Source organism: Neotamlana laminarinivorans (genome assembly GCF_020523925.1).
Classification (GTDB): Bacteria; Bacteroidota; Bacteroidia; order Flavobacteriales; family Flavobacteriaceae; genus Neotamlana; species Neotamlana laminarinivorans.
Genome location: NZ_JAJAPW010000090.1, coordinates 1 through 283, shown reverse-complemented (window position 1 = coordinate 283; position 283 = coordinate 1). Strand labels below are relative to the sequence as shown.

Annotated in this window: 1 protein-coding gene; it reads right to left on the bottom strand. The window is 46.3% G+C overall.

Translation table 11 applies throughout. From position 1 onward, the window contains the following. Positions 1 to 283 (bottom strand): hypothetical protein (locus tag LG649_RS16475; RefSeq protein ID WP_226544838.1); only part of this gene is annotated, 283 nt, incomplete at both ends.

Below are 283 nucleotides of genomic sequence, written 5' to 3'. Positions count from 1 at the left end.
GCTTTTGATTTTGCTTCTGCTGCTAAACGTTCTTGTTCTGCTTTCGCTGCTGCAGCTTCTGCTTCTGCTCTTTCTTGTGCTAAACGCTTAGCTGCTGCTTCTGCTTCTGCTTTTGATTTTGCTTCTGCTGCTAAACGTTCTTGTTCTGCTTTCGCTGCTGCAGCTTCTGCTTCTGCTCTTTCTTGTGCTAATCGCTTAGCTTCTGCTTCTGCTTCTGCTTTTGATTTTGCTTCTGCTGCTAAACGTTCTTGTTCTGCTTTCGCTGCTGCAGCCTCTGCTTCTG